11 protein-coding genes are annotated in these 16,913 nt (G+C 61.1%); 8 read left to right on the top strand and 3 right to left on the bottom strand.

Going from position 1 to position 16,913, the window contains the following annotated elements:
• The first annotated feature begins 140 nt into the window (after window positions 1–140).
• The 3 genes from K369_RS19420 to K369_RS19410 all read left to right on the top strand — a co-directional run bounded on the left by K369_RS19420 (window position 141) and on the right by K369_RS19410 (window position 4,150).
• A complete protein-coding gene (locus tag K369_RS19420; RefSeq protein WP_036293441.1) occupies window positions 141–1,556 on the top strand; it encodes a site-specific integrase in 1,416 nt (471 codons plus the stop codon).
• Between the two features lie 507 nt (window positions 1,557–2,063).
• Window positions 2,064–3,506 (top strand): sigma-54-dependent Fis family transcriptional regulator, encoded by a 1,443-nt coding sequence (locus K369_RS19415; RefSeq protein WP_036295932.1) that lies wholly within the window; start codon window positions 2,064–2,066, stop codon window positions 3,504–3,506.
• A 200-nt stretch (window positions 3,507–3,706) separates the two neighbouring features.
• Window positions 3,707–4,150 (top strand): hypothetical protein, encoded by a 444-nt coding sequence (locus K369_RS19410; RefSeq protein ID WP_198033162.1) that lies wholly within the window; start codon window positions 3,707–3,709, stop codon window positions 4,148–4,150.
• Window positions 4,151–4,519: 369 nt separating this feature from the next.
• Here K369_RS19410 and K369_RS19405 read toward each other — a convergent pair whose 3' ends face one another.
• Window positions 4,520–4,750 carry a hypothetical protein gene (locus K369_RS19405; protein ID WP_036293437.1) on the bottom strand — a complete coding sequence of 77 codons (231 nt, stop codon included), beginning with the start codon at window positions 4,748–4,750 and terminating at the stop codon, window positions 4,520–4,522.
• 719 nt (window positions 4,751–5,469) lie between these two features.
• On the opposite strand from K369_RS19405, the gene kdpA (K369_RS19400) reads away from it, so the two are divergent.
• On the top strand, window positions 5,470–7,179 hold the full coding sequence (gene kdpA / locus K369_RS19400; protein ID WP_036293434.1) for a potassium-transporting ATPase subunit KdpA: 1,710 nt from the start codon (window positions 5,470–5,472) through the stop codon (window positions 7,177–7,179).
• A 14-nt stretch (window positions 7,180–7,193) separates the two neighbouring features.
• Here kdpA (K369_RS19400) and K369_RS19395 read toward each other — a convergent pair whose 3' ends face one another.
• Together K369_RS19395 and K369_RS19390 are read right to left on the bottom strand one after the other, a co-directional pair.
• Window positions 7,194–7,880 carry a response regulator gene (locus K369_RS19395; protein WP_036293431.1) on the bottom strand — a complete coding sequence of 229 codons (687 nt, stop codon included), beginning with the start codon at window positions 7,878–7,880 and terminating at the stop codon, window positions 7,194–7,196.
• Complete coding sequence (locus tag K369_RS19390) at window positions 7,877–10,579, bottom strand: sensor histidine kinase KdpD (protein WP_036293429.1); 2,703 nt, start codon at window positions 10,577–10,579, stop codon at window positions 7,877–7,879. Before K369_RS19390 ends, K369_RS19395 begins: the two co-directional genes overlap by 4 nt.
• Window positions 10,580–10,815: 236 nt before the next feature.
• Between K369_RS19390 and K369_RS19385 the strand changes: the two genes are divergently transcribed.
• The 4 genes from K369_RS19385 (at window position 10,816) to kdpB (ending at window position 16,903) form a co-directional block, all read left to right on the top strand.
• Window positions 10,816–12,012: a sodium:proton antiporter gene (locus K369_RS19385; protein ID WP_036293427.1), complete on the top strand. Its 1,197-nt coding sequence runs from the start codon at window positions 10,816–10,818 to the stop codon at window positions 12,010–12,012.
• A 919-nt stretch (window positions 12,013–12,931) separates the two neighbouring features.
• Window positions 12,932–13,021 carry a K(+)-transporting ATPase subunit F gene (gene kdpF, locus K369_RS25720; protein ID WP_084570744.1) on the top strand — a complete coding sequence of 30 codons (90 nt, stop codon included), beginning with the start codon at window positions 12,932–12,934 and terminating at the stop codon, window positions 13,019–13,021.
• A 34-nt stretch (window positions 13,022–13,055) separates the two neighbouring features.
• Window positions 13,056–14,765, top strand: coding sequence for a potassium-transporting ATPase subunit KdpA (kdpA, locus tag K369_RS19375; RefSeq protein WP_036293422.1), 1,710 nt, complete (start codon window positions 13,056–13,058; stop codon window positions 14,763–14,765).
• Between the two features lie 17 nt (window positions 14,766–14,782).
• Window positions 14,783–16,903 carry a potassium-transporting ATPase subunit KdpB gene (gene kdpB, locus K369_RS19370; protein WP_036293420.1) on the top strand — a complete coding sequence of 707 codons (2,121 nt, stop codon included), beginning with the start codon at window positions 14,783–14,785 and terminating at the stop codon, window positions 16,901–16,903.
• Window positions 16,904–16,913 lie beyond the last annotated feature (10 nt).

Here is a 16,913-nt window from a genome sequence, read left to right as displayed (position 1 = left end):
GCATATGTAATACGGCTATTTTTATGAAAGCGCTCTCGCCGGGCTACGCTCCGCTGCGCCTGAATTTTTCATCACGGTGGACACCATGTGGACACCAATATAATCTCGCACTCACGAGAAAGTGCGAACGGAGGCGTGTGATGGACCGATCATCCAGCGTCCGGTTGACCAAGCTGGTAGTCGAGAAGGCGGACGTCCGCGACGCCCGGTATGACCTGTGGGACCTTGAGCTCACGGGTTTCGGGGTGCGAGTCGAGAAGAGCGGCACGAAGACGTTCATCATCCGTTATCGCACCGATGGGGGCGGCCGCTCCGCGCCGAGGCGGTTTCTGACTGTCGGGCGCTTCGGAACGCTGACGGTCGAGCAAGCGAGGAAAAAGGCGAAAGTTCTGCTAGGCGCCGCCGCCAGCGGAAATGACCCCGCCGGCGCGGTGCAGGAGAAGCGTCGCGAGAAGACGATGCGGGAACTGCTCGACTTTTATGAAAGGAATGGCTGCTTTATCCAACGCGGCATCCACAAGGGTAAGCCTATGAAGCCGCTTACCAAGCAGTACACAATGGCGCGGCTGCGCAACCACGTCGAACCTCTTCTCGGCCACCGGCGAGCGAGCGAGGTCACGTCCGGCGATATCGAAACGTTCGTGGCCGATGTTACGTTGGGCAAGACGGCCAAGGACGAAAAAGTCGGCCCTCGTAAACGCCTCAAAGTGCGCGGTGGTGAGGGTGCGGCTCGAAAGGTCGTACGCGACCTGTCGGCGGTGTTCAGTTTCGGTGGCCGGCATGGCTTCGTGACAAAGAACCCTGTCGAAGACGCATCCGTTAGAAAGACAGATAATCGACGCGAGCGATTTCTGACGCTGGACGAGGTCTCTCGCCTGGGCGAAGCGTTCGACACCGTCGAGAAAGAAGGCGCCAATCCGAAAGGAGTGGCGATCGCCCGCCTATGGGCGCTGACCGGCTGCCGCCGGAACGAGATCGCTGCCCTCAAGGCTCACGAGGTCAAACTCGAGAGCAACCTCTTCGAGTTCGATGATACCAAGACGGGGAAATCGATCCGCCCCTTTGGCCCGGCGGCAGCGGCGCTGTTGCAGGAACTCTTGAACGTTCGCAAGGAAGGCTATCTGTTCCCGGCCGAAAGAGGCGACGGCTATTATCAAGGTACGCGTAATGTCTGGGCAGAGGTGACCAAGCTTGCCGGCTTACCGGGGGTCACTCCGCACACGCTTCGACACACGCTCGGATCAACTGCCACGTCGAGCGGTGAGGCATTGGCATTGACGGGCGCAATCTTGGGACATGCGAATCTCAGGTCGACGGCCATTTACGCCCATGTCCAACGCGACCCTTCGCTCGAGGCGGCCAAGCGCGTCGAAAAGCTGCTAGCGGCTGCATTGGAGGGGAAGGCCATTGAGGCGCAAGATGCCGAGAGCGGTGAGGCTCTCCCGGAGTTCGACGCCGACTTGATCCGTGTCCTGGCTGAACGACTGTCGAAGGAGGATTCAGATGCGGTCCGCCTTCGTGCGATTATAGCCCAGGTCGTTGCGCTCAACACGTGAAGGTCGGCGTCAGCCGCTTGCATCCTCGAAGCGGTCGGAATGGCGGTTTCATCACAGGACATCGAAACTCGAAGATGCTCCGCCGAAACACACACCTCGGACCGGAGCAGTTGCACACCAGGAAGAACGGAATGGCTGCATAGAGCTTCCGCTACAATCCGCACGGCCAAAGCCATCGAGTTGTCCAATTCTCGGTTCGCCTTGCAGAGGACGAGTCTCCTTTATGCTGCCCTTATGGGCGAGCGATCAAAGACATATGGAATCTTTATCCCATTTCGCCGCAGTTTGCGCCTCGCGTCGAACGAGGGACAGCATGAGCATGTTGCAGCCACAAAGGCATACGGCTGGGCCGTATAAGGCGCATGGGCGAGGGCTGACATATGATCTGCTCGGAGTCGCCTCCGCCATTCTGATTCTAGCGTTGTTACTGATAGTCCTCGAATTTGGCCAGGAAGAAACGCCCATCTTGTGGTGAAAGATCTCTCTCCGATATTCGAGGGCGGCGGAATGGCTCAGGGCGAAATTATCATTGCCGACGATAACGCCGCGGACCGGATCGCCGTAGCGCAGGCGCTCTCGAGCGCGGGTTACGAAGTGCGCGCGACTGCAGCGGCGGCGACCTTGTGGCGGTGGGTGCAATCGGGTGAAGGCGATCTCGTGGTGACCGACACTGCCACGCCAGAGCAGAGCGCCTATGAGCTGCTGCCACGCATCAAGAAGCTGCGGCCAGACCTCCCTATCATCGTGACGGGCGCGCAGAGTGATCTTGTGACCGCAATCCCCGCCTGCGAGCACAGCGCCTATGGCTATCTGCCCAAGCCGTTCGATGCAAAAGAACTGATTGGCGTCGTAGGTCGCGCTATTGCCGAGCCGCGCGAAAAGAACGAGCTGCGCCTTTACGATGAGATCGCGGGGATCCCGTTAAACGGATGCTCGCAAGCCATGCAGGACATTCATCGCTTGCTCGCCCATCTCGCTCGGACGGATTTCGCGGTAATGATCGAGGGTGAGTTCGGCACGGGCAAGGAGGCGATTGCGCGCACCCTTCAGGCGCAAGGCAAACGCAGCGGAGGCCCGTTCGTCGGCGTCAATTTGGCGGCTATTCCGCAAGAGCAGATCGAGAGCGAGTTATTCGGGCACGATCCGAGGGGATTCGGCTGCACTGAATCCTGCTGGGGCGGCCGTTTCGCGGAGGCCGAAGGTGGCGCCTTGTTTCTCGACGAAATCGGCGAATTGCCGATGGAGGCGCAGGCGCAACTCTTGCGCGTTCTCGAGCGGGGCGAATATGTGACCCTCGGCGGTCGTGCGCCCGTCAAGACGAGTGTCCGTATCGTCGCCGCTACCAGTAAGGACCTGCGCGCGCTCGTTCGGCACGGTCTGTTTCGCGAGGATCTATATTTCCGATTGAACGTAGCGCCTCTGCGCGTACCGCCTTTGCGCGAGCGCACAGAGGACATTCCGGATATCGTCCATCACTTCCTGAAAATCTTGGCCAGAGAAGGATCAGCGCCGAAACATGTCGATCCACGGGCCCTCGATTGCATGAAGCGCTATCGCTGGCCAGGGAATATACGCGAGCTGGAAAATTTCATTCGTCGCATCGCCATTCTTCATCCGCAGAGCATCATAACGGAGCAACTTGTCGAGCAGGAACTGCAATACGAGCTCGGCGGCGCTGTTGTTCGCTCACTGGTTGGCGAAGAACCGCCGTTCGCTGGCGCGGTCAAACCCGTCTTGAGAAAGCTATTTGAGGACTGCGGCGATCGCCTGCCCAGGCCAGGCCTGTATCACCGTGTCATCCGCGAGATTGAAGCGCCACTGATCACGGAGGCGTTAGCGGCCACTGGCGGTCACCAGATCAAAGCCGCCGAATTGCTCGGTCTCAATCGCAATACGTTGCGAAAGAAAATGATCGGCCTCGATGTTCATCCTAGGCTTTCCAAGCTCTAGTCGCTCGTGCGGAGCAGCCTGATAATTGTCCCCAGAAGCGACCTTTTTTATGCGGCTCTTATTTCGAGCGTCCATTTTCTGAATGGAACGTTTATGCGCGTTCGTGACAATGATCGCCATCGTCATCGCGGATGACGATGAGACGTCGATGGTCACATCGCGATCGTCTCTTCCTCAGCTCGCATTCAACAGGTGATGTCATGGCTGGTGTTCGGGTCGCTTCTGGTCACAGAATTATTGATCCGATGCTTGCGCTCGGCGACTGCACGAAGCAGCATCGCATCCTCATGGCTGGGTCGAATAGCATAGCTATGATGATCGAGCTGCAACGACGCGGCTACGCTCGAACGGCATCTAGCGGAAATTGCGGGTGCCCGGCGGGTCAATACGACATTGCGCTTATCGATTGGCGCGGGCGCACGCTTCATGATCTCGAGACGACGTTGGACTGGCTCCGCAAGTTTCTCAGCCCCGCTGGAGTCCTGGTCGTCTGGGTCGATGCTCAGAAACCAGCAGCCAATCAGAGCCTTCGCATGTTGCTGGAGACGCGGCGTTACGTGATCCAGCAGGACTCGATCCATGAGTGCGGCCGTGCGCTCGTAGCGCGGAGACTTCAACCCAATCCGCTAAAGAAGGCGGCGTGATGCGCCATCACGTGGGGAATGCGGCGTCGCAACATGACGCCGCATCCCATTGTGAGCCTTCCCGTCACCTCGACAATGGAGAGTCAGATGGCCCAATCGAATCCGAGGCGCACGATTATTCGAGAATGGACTTCGCTTGCGCGTGAGAAACGACAAACGATCCAGCAGGCGGCTGCTTTTGCGACGGTAGCCCTGCAGCGCCACAGTTTGCCTCGCAGCAGGCGAGAGCCGTACGATATCGTAATGGCATGGCTGCGGCCGCGTATCGGTCGGGCTTGAGAAATATGCAAAGTTCCTGACCGCCGACGAGCAAGAGTTCAAACGAACGCTGGCGCTCGTCGGCGGTTCAGAGTCGGATAATCATGAACACTACGCCGTCTCATGCTCGAGCGCCTCTATGAGCCGAGCGTGCCAGTCGAACAGCTTCTTTAACCACTCGTCAGACCTGTGGACGGATACGGTTCTCACCTGAATTGCGCCTTCCACCAGCTCGATCTCTTCGGCGAGCGCTTGCCGCATGGCGTTCCGACAGCCGGACGCCTCTTTCACTTTCATGGCGATCATGCCATCCCCCTCTTCGGCGCCGGCGCCTTTGGCCAAACGTCAGCCCTGCGTCGAGTTGCAGGGTACGAACAATATGCCTCATCTCGAGGTAAAGGATCGATACGAACCGAGGCCAGAGCGCGCAAGGATCGTATAAATGCGACCGCGCTTACCAACCCGCATCGATGAGTGGAAGCGCAGGAAATGCCGTCGTATGGCGAGTTGTCGCGTATTGGGCCGAATATTTTTGTCGAGCCTCGGTATGACCGAACCGGGATCTCTTGCTCGGCCGCAATGGTAGGGTCGTTGAGGCAACGCACCCGCTCCATCGTCATCAACTGGAGCGTGACAAAATCCGCGCTTCCAACTCATGCTCGAGGTCGGGCGCGGGGTGAGATCGAGGTCACGCTGAACGCCTAGAGCGACGTGGCGCATGGCGAAGTCGCCATACATCGGGCGCGAAGCTTTATGTGGTCCTAACGTCCGGGGAGCACATTCGGAATGGCGCCTTTACGAGGCCATCCAACATAGTTTGTCAGCTTCAACAGCGATAGGAGACGGACATGTTGGAACTGGTTCAATCGGAGCTGGGCGCTCTCGGTCAGCCGATCATTGCTCTCGGCTTCGGGGCTCTCTTGGTTCTCGCCGGAGCAAATGCGATATCCGGTCACTCTTATCCGTTTCGGGCTTGGCGCGTGCGGCCGCGATGCAACTCCGCCAAGCGAAGAATGTCCTGACGCGTCTATGAATGCAGTGCAAAGAGAAGCGAGGACATCATGAGCGCCTTCGGCTGGCTCGAAATCATCATCGTCTTGGCGCTCGTCGTCGTATGCGCCATTCCTCTCGGAAGCTTCATGGCGGCAATATTCGAAGGCCGTCGGACGTTTCTCAGTCCCATTGTCGGTCCGTTGGAGCGAGGTATTTACCGACTGTCCGGCATCGATCCAGATGAAGAACAAGATTGGTTGCGATACACGCTTTCGATGCTGACTTTTGTCGGCGGCTGCTTTCTCTGTCTATATCTGACTTTGAGATCGCAAGCCGTCCTTCCTTTCAATCCTCAGGGCCGCGACGGGCTTGCGCCTGACCTGTCGTTCAATACCGCGATCAGCTTTATCACCAACGCCAATTGGCAAGCTTACGCTGGCGAAACGACAATGAGCCATTTCGCTCAAATGGCCGGCCTGACCGCGCACAATTTTCTCGACACGGCCGTTGTCATGGCCCTCGCAATCGGATTGACGCGCGCCTTCGTTCGCAACGAATCCACGACGATCGGAAATTTCTGGGTCGACATGACACGTTCAGTTCTCTACGTGCTTCTGCCGCTGTCGATCTTCACGGCTCTGCTCTTCGTCGCTCTTGGCGTTCCGCAGACTTTGTCCGGATCGTTCGAGGCGATGACGCTCGAAGGCGCGAGACAGACGATCGCGATAGGACCTGTGGCGAGCCAGGAAGCGATAAAGTTGCTCGGGAACAACGGTGGCGGATTCTTTAACGCCAATTCGGCGCACCCATTTGAAAATCCGAGCGCATTGTCCAATATGGCCGAGAACTGGAGCCAGCTCGTGCTTCCGGTTGCCTTCATTTTCGCCTTTGGTCGAATGGTGGGCGATCTACGCCAGGGGCGTAGCCTCCTGATCACCATGTCGATCATTTTCTTCGTCAGTCTCGTGCTTCTCTATCGGAGTGAGGCGGCCGGTAACCCGCTCCTGACCGAGCTGGGCGTCGACGCTGCGGGCGGCAACCTCGAGGGAAAGGATCTGCGTTTCGGACTAGCGGGCGCTGCGCTCTTCGCCGCCGCTACGACGGGAACGGGAACAGGCGCAGCCAATGCCGTGCTCGATTCATTGACGCCCATCGGCGGGCTCGTGCCGATGCTCAATCTGCTGATGGGATGTATCGCTCCCGGCGGAGTAGGAACGAATCTCTACGTCATGCTTCTGCTCGCTATTCTCTCGGTCTTCATCGCCGGTCTCATGGTAGGCCGCACGCCGGAATATCTCGGCAAGAAGATCGAGGCGCGGGAAATTCGCCTCGCAATGTTGTCGCTGTTGCTCACTCCCGCATTGGTGCTCGGCTTTGCCGCTGTATCGGTCAATCTCAAAACCGCGCTCGACAGTCTCGGCAACGCAGGACCACATGGATTCAGCGAGCTCCTCTATGCTTTCGCCTCGACGAGCGCCGACAATGGCTCGATTTTCGGCGGGCTTTCGGTGAATACGGTTTGGTTCAATTCGTCGACCGGCGTCGTGATGTTGATCGGCCGTCTCGCGAGCATCATACCGATCATGGCGATCGCCGGGTCACTCGCCCCAAAGAAAAAGGCCAAGCCGTCAGCCGGCACATTCCCGACGGACGGCCTGCTGTTCTCCCTCCTTCTACTCGGTATCGCGCTGATCATCACGCTGCTCGATTTTTTTCCTGTGCTGACCCTCGGCCCGCTGGCCGAACAGGCGGCGATGTCGCACGGTCGGACGTTCTGACGAACTGCGAGCCGTCATGCCGTGACGAAACGATATCCGACGCCGGGCTCGGTCACGATAATCTTCGGCGCCGCAGGGTCATCCTCGATCTTTGCGCGCAATTGACCGACGAAAACTCGCAGGTATTGCGTATCTTGCCGATGGGCAGGGCCCCAGACCGCGGAAAGGATCTGACTATGCGTGAGCAGGCGGCCAGGATGCCGCGCGAGAGCCGTCAGGAGGTCGTATTCCTTGGGCGTCAATTTGATCGGTTTGCCATTCTTCGTCACGAGCCGCTTGTCCATATCGACACGGAGGCCGCAGCTCTCGACTTCTCGGAAGGCGCCCTCGGTCTTGGATGTGTGACGTAAGGCGGCGCGCAGACGCGCCAGGAGCTCGCCGATCGAGAATGGCTTTTCGATATAGTCATTCGCGCCGGAGTCGAGCGCGGCGATCTTCTCGGTCTCTCGTTCGCGGGCCGAAAGGATCAAGATCGGAACCTGCGAAAAGGCGCGCGCTCGCGCGAGCACGTCTTTTCCATCCATATCGGGAAGACCGAGATCGAGCACGACAATGTCGGGCGCGGAGGCTGCGATCGCCTCGAGGGCGTCTCTGCCCGTCGCCGCTTCGATGACTTCGTAACCGCAGGCGGCGAGAGCGGGTCGCAGGACCCTGCGAAGCTGCGGTTCGTCATCGACAAGGAGAATGCGAGGGCCGCTCATGCGAGCGCCCCTTGTCGCTGCTCGTCGGGAATGGGGAAGCGCAATATGAAGCGCGTGCCGCGCCGGCGTATTGCGGGGCTTTGCGCGACAATTGTTCCGCCCATCGCTTCGACGAGTCCTCGGCAGATCGATAGACCGAGGCCGGTTCCGGCCTTCCGTCCATCGACGCGTCCTCCGCGATAGAATTTTTCGAATATGCGCTCGAGGTCTGTGGGCTTCACGCCGGGCCCTTCGTCGGTGACGGTGAGGACGACTTCATTTCCGTCGGTTCTAGCGTAAAGGGAGGCGGAATCGCCGCCATATTTATGCGCATTGTCGAGCAGGTTGAACAGGATCTGGCTCAATAAATTAGAGTCGCCGCGAATGAGCGGCAAGTCCCGCGCCAAGCTAGCCGAGATTACGAGTTGCGGAAACTCCTTGCGGCTTCGTTCGACTGCATTGTGGACGACGTCGCCGATATCCATCAGCTCGCGGCGGGGCTTGAGAGCGCCCGCTTCGATGCGCGACATGTCGAGCAGATTGACGACGAAGCGCGAGAGGCGTCCGGATTCTTCCTCGATCGATGCCAATAGATCCTGACGATCAGCCGCCGTCATCCTATCTCCGAGCTGCCGCAAGCTCGTGACAGCCCCTGTGATCGAGGCGAGCGGCGTGCGCAGGTCGTGCGAGAGCGAAGCGAGGAGCGTCGTGCGGAGCTTCTCGTTTTCCTCGAGGGCGGCCGCTTTCACGGATTCGCCGACCAAGAGAGAGCGGTCGATCGCGATCGCTGTCTGCTCGAGGATCGAGGTCAGCATCCGTTCCGTTTGAGGCGACAGCGGCTCATCGGGCTTTTCCGGTTCGATGCCGAGCACGGCGACGACGCCCCTAGTCGTCGCAAGCGGACGAAATTGAAAACGGACATTCGGCAAGGTCGCGGTCCGCCATCCCGCGGGTTCGGCCTTTTGGTAGGCCCATCGGGCCGAGCTGGACTCACCGGGGTCCAATTGATCGATAGGAGGCCAAGCGGCGGATACGCGCAGCTCGCCATCGTCGGGCAAGAGCAGAACAGCGCATTTCGCGTCCAGCGCTTTTTGTGCATCGACCGCCGCGGCCCATAGCACATCATCGAGCTTGGGGGCGCTGGACAGCTTGCGCGAAAATTCGAACAGGGACTGAGCCGCCTGCGTCCGCATTCGCATATACTGGGCCTGCTCGCGCACGCGACCTGCGAGCGCCCCGATAATGATCGCCGCGACGAGGAAGACGAGCAACGAAAGGAATTCGACAGGCTGTGAAATCGTCAGCTGGTAGCGTGGCTCGGAAAAGAAGAAGTCGAAAGCGGCAAATGAGAGAATCGACGCTGCGATCGCGGAGGTCGTTCCGAAACGCAGCGCGCAAAGCGCGACGGAAATGAAGAAAAGGGTCGAACGAGCCGGCAGCGCCAGCCACAATTCCAATAGCCGCACGGCGCCGACCGCGCATGCCACCGAAGCCGCCGCGGCTCCCATGCCCACCCAAAATTCGGATCCGCGTAAGACGCGCCGTTGCATGCCGCCTTCTGCTTCCGGCTTTACTTGGCTATCCGGAATGACATGCACGGCGATGTCTCGCGAGCGCCGTACGATTTCTTCGGTCAAAGACCGATGCAGCAGCCTGGAGACGAATCCGGCGCGTGAATGGCCGATTACAATTTGCGTAATATTCTCGCGGCTCGCGAAACGAAAAACCTCGGTCGGCAGATCGGGACCGGAGAGCCGCTCGATCGCGCCCCCCAAGCGCTCTGCCAGCTTCAATACGTCGTCGATGCGCTCGAGGCGCTTGGGGCTTCGTTCTTCCTGTCCGGAGCGTTCGACGTATAGGGCGATCCAGGATGCATTGAGGCCGGTCGCGAGGCGTGCGCCCGCGCGGACGACGATCTCCGATAGTGTGTCGGGTCCGACGCATACGAGCAATCGTTCGGAGGTCGCCCATGGGCCTTCGATGGCGCTCTGACGTAGATAATCAACCATCTGGTCATCGACGCGCTCGGCCGTCCGGCGCAGAGCCAGCTCGCGGAGCGCGGTCAGATTACGGGTCGTGAAAAAATTCTGGATGGCGCGCTTGGCGGTTTCAGGAACATAGACCTTCCCTTCCTTCAGTCTTTGAAGGAGGTCGTCTGGCGTGACGTCGACCAGGATGACATCTGACGCATCCTGCAGCATGCGGTCGGGCACGGTCTCTCGCACCGCGACGCCCGTAATATTGGCGACGACATCGGCCAGGCTCTCGAGGTGCTGGATATTGAGAGCGGTCCAGACGTCGATGCCGGCGCCGAGGAGCTCCTCGACGTCCTGCCAGCGCTTGGGGTGCCGGCTCTCGGGCGCGTTGGTATGCGCGAGCTCGTCGACGACGATGAGCTTCGGTCTGCGCGTCAGCGCTGCGTCGATGTCGAACTCTTCGAGCTCGCGCCCGCGGTATTCGATCTTACGACGGGGGAGGATCTCAAGACCTTCCAGCAGCCCTTCTGTTTCGCACCGACCGTGACACTCCACGAGGCCGATCACGACGTCGACGCCGTCCATCTTCAGCCCCCGCGCCCGGGCCAACATGGCGTAGGTCTTTCCTACGCCGGGAGCCGCGCCCAAAAAGACGCGCAGCTTGCCGTCCTTTTCCTGGTCCGCCAGCGCGAGAAGCGCGTCGGGGTCAGGGCGCCGTTCGAAGTTCCTTTCCGTTTCGGCCATTCGTTCTACGAGTCCAATTGCTGTGCCGCTTCGAGTGGAAGCCAGATTGAACAACGGGCGCAGCGTGTGCAAGAACCACGAGACCTTCATGCCCGTCTCGGGTGAAGCATAGCTCCTGGCCATCGGGGCCGGCGCCGATTTTCGATGCTCGGCTTCGATTTTGGATGAAGGCGAGAGGACGAATCCTTATCATGGCCGAGGCAGAGCTGGAACTTCCCTCGCGGCAGAATCGCTAAATGGACAACTCGGTCGAACAAATCATCGGTGTGCTCGCGGTCGCGATGATCGTCGCGATAGCCGCGCGGCGATTCGAGCTCCCTTACACTGTCGGACTCGTCGCGACGGGGGCCGTTCTGGCCTTGTCGAAAGCGAATTTGGGCGTTCCGCTCACGCATGACCTCATTTTCCATTTGATACTTCCGCCGCTGCTGTTCCAGGCGGCGCTCACCCTGTCGGGCCGCGATCTGTTGCGAGACGCCCCGCCGATATTCGTCTTGTCATGCCTTGGAACGGTCATCGCCATGGGCGTTGTCGCGTGTGGAATGGCGCTGGCGCTTCATTGGCCGGCCCCGACCGCGCTCGTCTTCGGCGCCCTGATAGCTGCGACCGATCCGGTCTCGGTCATTGCGATGTTCAAGGATCAGGGGCTGAAGGGTCGCCTCCGAGTTCTCGTCGAGAGCGAAAGCCTATTCAATGACGGGGTCGCGGCGGTTCTCTTCGTCGTCGCGCTCGCGTGGGCGCAAGGCGATGGAGAGCCTGTGAGTCTTTCGACCGTGGGCGCTCTGGCGCGCATTGTCTTGGGCGGCGTCGCCGTTGGAGTGGTCTGCGCAGGCGCTGCTATGCTGGTCGCTTGGCGCACGTCGGAACATATGATCGAAGCCGCTCTGACCACCGTCGCCGCCTTTGGATCATTTTTCCTCGCCGAGCAATTGCATGTTTCTGGCGTGCTCGCCACTGTCGGCACCGGCTTTCTCATCGGCAATTTCGGGCCGCGGCGGGCGGACAGAAAGGGCTTTTTGAGCTCGAGGGGGCGAGCGTTCATTCTCCTGTTCTGGGAGTTCGCCGCTTTTCTCGCCGATTCCGTGGTTTTTTTGTTGATGGGCGCGGCCATCGCGAGCACGGCGTTCGAATCGAGAGAATTGGCTGCGCTGCCGATCGCCGTCATCCTGGTGCTCGTTGCGCGCGGGTTGACCGTCTACCCGCTGAGCCTGATGTTCTGTGGTTCGAATTGGGCGATATCGCTCCGCGAGCAACATGTGTTGTGGTGGGGCGGGTTGCGTGGCGCTCTGGCTCTCGCTCTGGCCTTGTCGCTTCCGGCGAGCCTGCCGCTGCGCGAGGAGGTCGTGGTCGTCACCTTCGGCGTCGTGGCGTTCTCTGTCGTCGTGCAGGGACTGACGATGCCGATCTTGCTGAAACGTCTGGGTCTTCGCTAGCGTGACCGCTTTTGCCTCGTGGGCGCGAGATCAGCCTTTCGATTATGTGATCCTTATGCGAGCGGGCGGCAATTCGTATAGCCTCTTTATGCCGGCTCGCGGCATTCTCCTGCTCGTACATCCAGAGTGGGAGGTGGACGTGCTCGGCTATATGGAAATCGCGGTCGCGTTGATCGGGCTGCTGGTCGCCTACGCTTTTGCTTGGCGAATTTATAGGGGCGCGTGGGATTCGGCGCCGGAATTGGAGTGGGAGCTCGCCAAGGATGAATGGCGCGCGCGGGCCTCGGCTCGGCTGAGGCGTCGTCGACATGCGTTCGAGAGGATGGGGCGACCCAGCGTCGATAGCCGCAGATCCGTGGAGCTTCTCGGCGATGTATATTCCACGAGATGGGTCGAGCGCCACCACTGATGGCGGTCTCAAGCTGCCTCTGGCGTCATTCTTTAGAGCGCTGCGGTTCTTCATCCTCCGCGGAGGATTATCCGCTCTGCGGGTGGATTTGCTACATTGGTCGCGCCGAGAGGCTGCGGACGTAACATTCGCTGATCGGGCTTGCAGCCGGAGCATTGTTCATCGTGATGGTGCGACGCGTCGACGTCGGCGCCGCGCAAAGGCGCGCTTCCGCGATGCCGGACTGCACAGCTCACGCGCTCGGCCATTATCTACTGAAATAACAAATATTTCTGCTTCGATCGATAACCCGGGCCTATGGCGGGGCGCGTCGATTTTTTTATGCCGTCCTTATACGCAAAGGCGCAAATCCGAATAGCGCCTTTATGTGCTTTGCGGGCATATCCCGACGCATTGTCGATATGGAGACAGACTATGCTCGACCTCGTCTATGTCGGCCTCGGCGCCTTTCTGTTCGTGCTGATGGGCCTTTACGCGCGCGCCTGCGGGCGGCTCTGAAAAAAGGAACGAATGATGTTCGAACCGATCGTCGGCTTGGGCGTCGCGCTGCTGCTCGGCGCCTATCTCGTCTACACGCTCCTTCATCCCGAAAAGTTCTGATCCGAGCATTTCGGGTTCCGCAAAGGAAAATATCATGAACGCCATTGGCCTGGCGCAAATCGCCTTCGTTTTGGCAGCCGTCATCGTCGCGGCCGTGCCGCTCAGCGCCTTCATCGCTCGCGTCCTCGCGGGCGAGCGCACATTTCTGACGCCCGTTCTCCTTCCGGTCGAGCGCGCGTTCTACAGGCTTTCCGGCGTGGATCCTGCGCGGGAGCAGAGCTGGTTCGTCTATACGATCGCCATGCTCGCCTTCAGCGTCGCGGGCTTTCTGTCGCTCTATGCGCTACAGCGGCTGCAGAACGTCCTGCCGCTCAATCCGCAGGGCTTCGATGCGGTCCCGTCCGATCTCGCCTTCAACACGTCGATCAGCTTCATCACCAATACGAACTGGCAGAATTACTCCGGCGAGACGACGATGAGCCATCTCGTGCAGATGCTCGGTCTCACCGTTCACAACTTCCTCTCGGCGGCGACCGGCCTCGCCATGGCCTTCGCGCTGGTGCGCGGCTTCGCGCGGGCCGAGTCGCCGACGGTCGGCAATTTCTGGGTCGATCTCACCCGCGGCACGCTCTATGTGCTGCTGCCCCTGTCGATCGTCGTTGCGCTCGTGCTCGTGGCGCTCGGCGTGCCGCAGACGCTTCTCGGCTCCGTCGAGGCGACGACGCTCGAAGGCGCCAAGCAGGTCATCTCGATCGGCCCGATCGCGAGCCAGGAGGCGATCAAGGAGCTCGGCACCAATGGCGGCGGCTTCTTCAACGCCAATTCGGCCCATCCGTTCGAAAGCCCCAACGCGATCTCCAATATGCTGGAGATCTGGTCGCTGCTCGTCGTCCCCTTCGCGCTCGCCTTCGCCTTCGGCCGCGCCGTGCTCGACTTTCGTCAGGGCCGCGCGATTGCGATCACTATGCTCATCGTGCTCGTCTCGGGCGTGCTCATCGCCTACTGGGCGGAAGCTGGCGGCAATCCGCTGCTGGCGTCGATCGGCGTCGATCCTTCGCCCGGCAATATGGAGGGCAAGGAAGTGCGCTTCGGCGTCGCGACCAGCGCGCTCTTCGCCGCGGCGACGACCGGCACCAGCACAGGCGCCGTCAACTCGATGCATGATTCGTTCATGCCGATCGGCGGTCTCGTTCCCTTGTTCAACATGCTCATGGGCTCGATCGCGCCGGGCGGCGTGGGCGCCGGTCTCTATGGCTTCCTGGTGCTCGCCGTCGTGGCCGTCTTCGTCGCGGGCCTGATGGTCGGCCGCACGCCGGAATATCTCGGCAAGAAGATCGAGGCGCGCGAGATGAAGCTCGCCATGCTGGCCGTGCTGATCTACCCGCTCTGCGTGCTCGGCTTCTCCGGGGCTTCGGTGTTGCTGCAGAGCGCGCTCGCGAGCCTCAACAATGCCGGCCCGCACGGCCTGTCGGAGATTCTCTACGCCTTCGCCTCGACGACCGACAATAATGGCTCGGCCTTCGCGGGCCTTACCGGCAATACCCCTTGGTACAACACCACGCTCGGCCTGGCGATGACGCTCGGACGCTTCGCCTATGTCATTCCCGTGCTGGCGATGGCGGGTTCCTTCGCCGCCAAGAAGAAGGCCCCGGCCTCCAGCGGCACGTTCCCGACGCATGGACCTCTGTTCGTCGGATTGCTGATCGGCGTCATCGTCATCCTCTATCTGCTCCAATATTTCCCGGCGCTCGCGCTCGGTCCCGTCGTCGAGCATCTGCTGCTCGCGGCCGGCAAGACCTTCTGATCCGGAGATCCACGCAAATGTCGTCCAAAGTCGCAGCTCCCGGCCTGTTCGATCGGGCCATCGTCGGCCGCGCGGCAATCGACGCTTTCAAGAAGCTCGATCCGCGCAGGCTGGCGCGCAATCCGGTGATCTTCGTCACCGAGGCCGTCTCGGCCGTCGTCACGATATTGTTCGTTCGCGATCTCTTCGCGCATGACGGAACCGCTCTGTTCTCGGGCCAGATCGCAGCCTGGCTGTGGTTCACCGTGCTCTTCGCCAATTTCGCCGAGGCGGTGGCGGAAGGGCGCGGCAAGGCGCAGGCCGACGCTCTGCGCCGCACGCGCACAGACACCAAGGCCAAGCGGTTGAAGAGCGGCTCGCGCGACGCCTTCGATCTCGTTTCGGCCCTCGATCTGAGGGTCGGCGATGTCGTGCTCGTCGAGGCGGGCGATCTCATTCCCGGCGATGGCGAGGTCGTCGAAGGCGTCGCTTCCGTCAACGAGTCGGCGATCACCGGCGAATCCGCGCCGGTCATTCGCGAGGCGGGCGGCGACCGCTCGGCCGTCACTGGCGGCACAACGGTCTTGTCCGACTGGGTGCGGGTGACGATCACTGCCGCGCCGGGCTCGACCTTCATCGATCGCATGATCGCGCTCGTCGAAGGCGCCGAGCGGCAGAAGACGCCGAACGAGCTCGCTTTGTCGATCCTGCTGTCGGGTCTGACGATCATCTTTCTGATCGTCTGCACGACGCTGTGGCCGCTCGCCAATTATTCGGGAACGGTGCTGTCGCTGACCGTGCTGATCGCGCTGCTCGTCTGCCTGATCCCGACAACGATCGGCGGCCTCCTGTCGGCAATCGGCATCGCCGGCATGGATCGTCTGATCCGCTTCAACGTCATCGCCACTTCCGGCCGCGCGGTCGAGGCGGCGGGCGACGTCGACACGCTGCTGCTCGACAAGACCGGCACGATCACTTTCGGCAATCGTATGGCCGACGAGTTCATCCCCGTCGGCGGCGTCGGCGAGCATGAGCTGGCGGAGGCGGTGCTGCTCGCGTCCCTCGCGGACGAGACGCCCGAGGGGCGCTCGATCGTCGCTCTCGCCAAGAGCCGCTACGGCCTCGCGGCCCCGGACCTCGGCGCCGACGCGCGCGTCGTTCCCTTCTCCGCTCATACGCGGATCTCGGGTCTCGATCTGCCCGGCCGCTCGCTGCGCAAGGGCGCGGTCGACGCGGTTCTCGCCCAGACGCAGCCTTTCGCCGGTCATGCCGATTCCGGAGCCGACCGGTCTGGCGGCGCGGTCGCCGGGATTCTCGAGCGCGCCGGCCTCTCGACCTTGCGCGCGCCGGAGGATTTCACCCGCGCGGTCGAGCGCATCTCGCGCGCCGGCGGCACGCCGCTCGCCGTGAGCGAGAACGATCGCCTGCTCGGCGTCGTGCATCTCAAGGACATCATCAAGCCCGACATCAAGGCCCGTTTCGCCGAGCTGCGCGCCATGGGCATCAAGACGGTGATGGTGACGGGCGATAATCCGGTCACGGCGGCGGCGATCGCTTCGGAAGCCGGGGTCGACGATTTTCTCGCGCAGGCGACGCCCGAGGACAAGCTCACCTATATTCGGAGAGAGCAGCAGGGCGGACGCCTCATCGCCATGTGCGGCGACGGCACCAATGACGCGCCGGCGCTCGCGCAGGCCGATGTCGGCGTCGCCATGCAGACCGGCACGCAGGCGGCGCGCGAGGCCGGCAATATGGTCGATCTCGACAGCGATCCGACCAAACTCATCGAGATCGTCGCCATCGGCAAGCAGCTGCTGATGACGCGGGGCTCGCTCACGACCTTCTCCATCGCCAATGACGTCGCGAAATATTTTGCGATCATTCCGGCGCTGTTCATCGTGACCTATCCCGAGCTCGGCGCGATCAACGTCATGAAGCTCGCCTCGCCGCAATCGGCGATCCTCTCGGCGGTGATCTTCAACGCGCTGATCATCATCGCGCTCATCCCGCTGGCGCTGAAGGGCGTCGCCTATCGGCCGATCGGCGCTGCGGCGCTGCTGCGGCGCAATCTGCTGATTTACGGCCTCGGCGGCGTCATCATTCCCTTCGTCGGCATCAAGCTGATCGACATCATCGTGTCGATTCTGCATCTCGCTTAAAGGAGCCTAT

Origin of the sequence: Methylosinus sp. PW1, assembly GCF_000745215.1 — a bacterium.
Classification (GTDB): Bacteria; Pseudomonadota; Alphaproteobacteria; order Rhizobiales; family Beijerinckiaceae; genus Methylosinus.
Note: the sequence above shows the minus strand (reverse complement) of the source record. Positions and strands in the feature narration are given on the sequence as shown.